This window comes from Streptomyces carminius (assembly GCF_002794255.1).
Lineage (GTDB): Bacteria > Actinomycetota > Actinomycetes > Streptomycetales > Streptomycetaceae > Streptomyces > Streptomyces carminius.
Map to the genome: position 1 here is coordinate 1 of NZ_PGGW01000051.1, position 4,444 is coordinate 4,444.

The following is a 4,444-nucleotide window of genomic DNA, read 5'->3' on the forward strand; positions in this document are numbered from 1 at the left end:
GCAGCCTGTACCCCCGTTTCACCGCTCAGCCGGTTATCCCGCGCCGCCGCCGGTCCATAGCGTTTCGGGTATGACGACGAGGCAGCGGAAGACGCGGAAGAACACCAGGTGGAGCCGGGCGACGAGCGTGCGGGCGGGGCTCGCGCTGGCGGGCGTCGGCGCGATCGGCGCCACGACGCTCACGGGTCTGAGCACCGACGCCATGGCGACCGGGGAGCGTACGGCGAAGGCGGGTGCCGCCGCGCACCACGGTGAGCGGGCCCAGCTCCGGAAGGACGCGCGGGCCGTGCTGGAGACCGGGGTCACCGGCCTGACCGTCCGGGTCCAGGACGAGCGGCGCCGCTCCACCACCGTCCGGGCCGGAGTCGCCGACCTGCGCGGCAACCGGCCGGTGCCGTATGACGCGCACTACCGCATCGGCAGCGACACCAAGACGTTCACCGCCGTCCTCGTCCTCCAGCTCGTCGCCGAGGGGAAGCTGGACCTCGACGACACCGTCGAGCAGTGGCTGCCCGGCCTGGTGCAGGGCAACGGCAACGACGGCAGCCGTATCACCGTCCGCAACCTCCTCCAGCAGACCAGCGGACTGGCCAACTACACCAACCTCCAGTTCCAGAGCCTGGAGACCATGAAGCAGGACTTCCTCGCGAACCGCTACACCTCGCTCGCTCCCGAGGAGCGCGTGAAGCTCGCCATGACCGTCGCGCCCGAGTGGCTGCCGGACGCCGCCGATCCCGGGTCGGAGACCCGGTGGAGCTACTCCAACACCAACTACGTCCTGGCCGGGATGATCATCGAGAAGATCACCGGCAACTCCTGGGAGCGGGAGGTGCGCGACCGCATCGTCAAGCCGCTGCGGCTCAAGGACACCTTCGCCCCCGGCACCTCCGCCCGTATCCCGCGACCGACCGCCACCGCCTACACGAAGTTCCCCGGCGAGAAGAGGCTCACCGAGACCACCGAGCAGGCGAACGCCTGGTCCGACGGCGCCGTCATCAGTACCACCGCCGACATGAACACCTTCCTGCGCGCCCTGCTGGGCGGCCGGCTCCTCCCGGCCGGGCAGCTCGCCGAGATGAAGCGGACCGTGCCCGCCGAGGGCTTCACCAGCACACCCGGTACGACCTACGGGCTCGGCATAGCCTGGCGCCCGGCCGAGGGCTGCGACAAGGGCGTGTGGTCCCACGGCGGGAAGTCGTTCGGCACGGTCTCCGAGACGGCCGTGACCGACGACGGCCGCCGCTCCGGCGCCTCGGCCGCCTTCACCATCAACTTCGACGACACGGACAAGCACATCGCCCAGGACGACGCCACCCAGCGGATGCTCGTCCGCGCCCTGTGCGAGTGACACCCAAAGCCTGACTCCCCCTCCCCCCGGGCCGTGCCCCGGCCGCCGACGCGGCCGGGGCACGGCCCGGGCCGGTTTCCCGGTGCGGCTCCGGCCGGGGCCCCTCAGCCGGCCGCCACTGCCCGGCCCACCCGGTTCCGCATCGAGGGCTGCGGCTCGCCGCCGGAAGTAGGCAAAGGTCCCGGGCCCGCGACGAGAGGTTCGGGGACCAACCCTCCGAGGGGTCAGGGACCGGTTGGGGAAAGGCAGTTACCGGACCCGATGATTTCGGGCATCCCGCTGTCCCCCTGATAGACGGCGACAGACCAGCGGGAGTAGTTCCAGTCCCGGTTGCCGTTGTACTCGTCGATCAGTTTCCGGCAGCCGGTCCTGGAGACGACGTCCTGGAAGTTGCTCCGCTGGGCACGGCCCACAAGTGCTCCGTAGCCGTCCCAGACCCATACGTACGTGACTCCATCCACGCGTGAACGCGCGGGCTTTCTGCGTCGGTGGCTAGCGAGCTCGTGCACGGTTGGCGGTGAGACGTTGAGGGCTTCGGCGGGACTCGGCGCTCACGTCTGCTGTGCCGAAGCGAGGTCCGCGGTCTGCTGGTGTGAGAGGAGACCGGCGACGGCCTGGACGGTGTGGTTCATGTGCTCGCGGCGTCCGAGGTGGCGGGCCAGCGCCCGCCAGTTCTTCAGGTGGGCGATGCCGTGCTCGACGCGGATGCGCCGTGAGGAGTGCGCCGTGCGCTGCCGCCGGTACATCTCCTCGTACCAGTCCGGAGCGTTCTTCTTGAACTTGCGGTGCGGAGGTGTGACCACCCTCCCGCCAGTCTGCGCGCCCAGACCCTGGTAGCCGGCGTCGGCGAGGATCTCCACCGCGGGCCCGTCGGCCAGGAGCTTGACCAGCCCTGACTGGCGGGCGTGGGTGATGTCCGCACAGCTGCCCGGCCTGGTCGGGCTGCAGAACAGCATCCGGCCGTCCGCGTCGGTGACGACCATGGTCTTGACGGCGTTCTGCCTGATCTTGCCGGAGATGAACGCCTCCCGGTCTCTGCGTCCGGCGGCAGGGCGGCGGACCCGGATCTCGGTGCCGTCGATGATCCCGTCCTGCCGCTGGTGCCGAGGTGGTCGATGACCTCGGCCAGGGTCCGCAGCCGCACGCCGGGGGCGATGGTGCAGCCTCGCTCGGCGAGCAGGGGCCGCACCTCGCCGACGGCGCGGGTGATGGTGGAGCGGTCCACGCCGAACCAGCAGGCCAGCACGTCGTGCGTGGTCGTGTGGCGCAGATGCACGAGAGTGGCCAGGAGCCGGTCGACGAAGACCAGCTTGTGCTTCGCACCGGCGCCTACGGCCCGCTTCCGCGGCCGGGAGGTGAGCCTGGCCTGGTGCCGTTCATGCCACAGCGGACCCAGCTCGGCAATCAGTTCAGCGATCACGTCGGCCGACAGGCCCGTGATCCTCCGGTCGCTGGTGATCACTGCACGCGTCGCCTTCCCCACCACACAACCATGATCAACGATCAGCAGCTCGACGCCTCACCGCCAACCGTGCACGAGCTCGCTAGTGCCGCGCAGAGGGCCAGCCCGGCCCTGTTGAGGACGTTCGTCGCGCCGACGTGGTCCGCATTCGTGGTGAAGCCGCACGCCGTGCACTGGAACCTCGCTTGGGTGACGCGGTTCTCCTTCGCGACGTGCCCGCAGCCTCCGAGGCCCTTCCCTCCCGCTTCACAGAGATCGTCTTGACGCGGCCCCGCACGGGCCGTGCCGGTGCACACGAACGTGCCCGACACCCTGCAGGCGGACACGGGTCTGGCGGTCGGTGGGGGTGGAGTCTCAGCGGCAGTCGTCGCCGTCCTTGGGGAAGGTGACGGTGTCGAAGTGCCCGACGCCCTTGATGTCCGTGGCGGGCTCCGGATGTCGGCTCCCGGCTGGGTCGGCCGTACGCGGCGACGCCGGTACGGGCGGTTCCGGTGGGTGGTCGGCCGGTGCGCCGGAGGCAGGAGATAGTGCAGCCTGTACCCCCGTTTCACCGCTCAGCCGGTTATCCCGCGCCGCCGCCGGTCCATAGCGTTTCGGGTATGACGACGAGGCAGCGGAAGACGCGGAAGAACACCAGGTGGAGCCGGGCGACGAGCGTGCGGGCGGGGCTCGCGCTGGCGGGCGTCGGCGCGATCGGCGCCACGACGCTCACGGGTCTGAGCACCGACGCCATGGCGACCGGGGAGCGTACGGCGAAGGCGGGTGCCGCCGCGCACCACGGTGAGCGGGCCCAGCTCCGGAAGGACGCGCGGGCCGTGCTGGAGACCGGGGTCACCGGCCTGACCGTCCGGGTCCAGGACGAGCGGCGCCGCTCCACCACCGTCCGGGCCGGAGTCGCCGACCTGCGCGGCAACCGGCCGGTGCCGTATGACGCGCACTACCGCATCGGCAGCGACACCAAGACGTTCACCGCCGTCCTCGTCCTCCAGCTCGTCGCCGAGGGGAAGCTGGACCTCGACGACACCGTCGAGCAGTGGCTGCCCGGCCTGGTGCAGGGCAACGGCAACGACGGCAGCCGTATCACCGTCCGCAACCTCCTCCAGCAGACCAGCGGACTGGCCAACTACACCAACCTCCAGTTCCAGAGCCTGGAGACCATGAAGCAGGACTTCCTCGCGAACCGCTACACCTCGCTCGCTCCCGAGGAGCGCGTGAAGCTCGCCATGACCGTCGCGCCCGAGTGGCTGCCGGACGCCGCCGATCCCGGGTCGGAGACCCGGTGGAGCTACTCCAACACCAACTACGTCCTGGCCGGGATGATCATCGAGAAGATCACCGGCAACTCCTGGGAGCGGGAGGTGCGCGACCGCATCGTCAAGCCGCTGCGGCTCAAGGACACCTTCGCCCCCGGCACCTCCGCCCGTATCCCGCGACCGACCGCCACCGCCTACACGAAGTTCCCCGGCGAGAAGAGGCTCACCGAGACCACCGAGCAGGCGAACGCCTGGTCCGACGGCGCCGTCATCAGTACCACCGCCGACATGAACACCTTCCTGCGCGCCCTGCTGGGCGGCCGGCTCCTCCCGGCCGGGCAGCTCGCCGAGATGAAGCGGACCGTGCCCGCCGAGGGCTTC

The 4,444-nt window shown here is 70.5% G+C and carries 3 protein-coding genes and 2 pseudogenes; 2 read left to right on the top strand and 3 right to left on the bottom strand.

What is annotated here, in order from left to right:
- Positions 1–70: 70 nt before the first annotated feature.
- A complete protein-coding gene (locus CUT44_RS15055) occupies positions 71–1,348 on the top strand; it encodes a serine hydrolase domain-containing protein (protein WP_100202375.1) in 1,278 nt (425 codons plus the stop codon).
- Positions 1,349–1,899: 551 nt separating this feature from the next.
- On the opposite strand, the gene CUT44_RS34035 is transcribed toward CUT44_RS15055, so the two are convergent.
- The 3 genes and pseudogenes from CUT44_RS34035 to CUT44_RS34880 all read right to left on the bottom strand — a co-directional run.
- Complete coding sequence (locus tag CUT44_RS34035) at positions 1,900–2,586, bottom strand: transposase family protein (RefSeq protein ID WP_332888265.1); 687 nt, start codon at positions 2,584–2,586, stop codon at positions 1,900–1,902.
- A pseudogene (locus CUT44_RS34710) lies at positions 2,568–2,834 on the bottom strand (transposase family protein); the annotation flags it as partial. The pseudogene CUT44_RS34710 and the gene CUT44_RS34035, both read right to left, overlap by 19 nt.
- A 211-nt stretch (positions 2,835–3,045) precedes the next feature.
- Positions 3,046–3,224: pseudogene (locus CUT44_RS34880) on the bottom strand (RNA-guided endonuclease TnpB family protein); the annotation flags it as partial.
- 185 nt (positions 3,225–3,409) lie between these two features.
- Between CUT44_RS34880 and CUT44_RS15075 the strand changes: the two are divergent.
- Positions 3,410–4,444: serine hydrolase domain-containing protein (locus CUT44_RS15075; RefSeq protein ID WP_233221409.1), on the top strand; the 1,035-nt coding region annotated here is incomplete at its 3' end.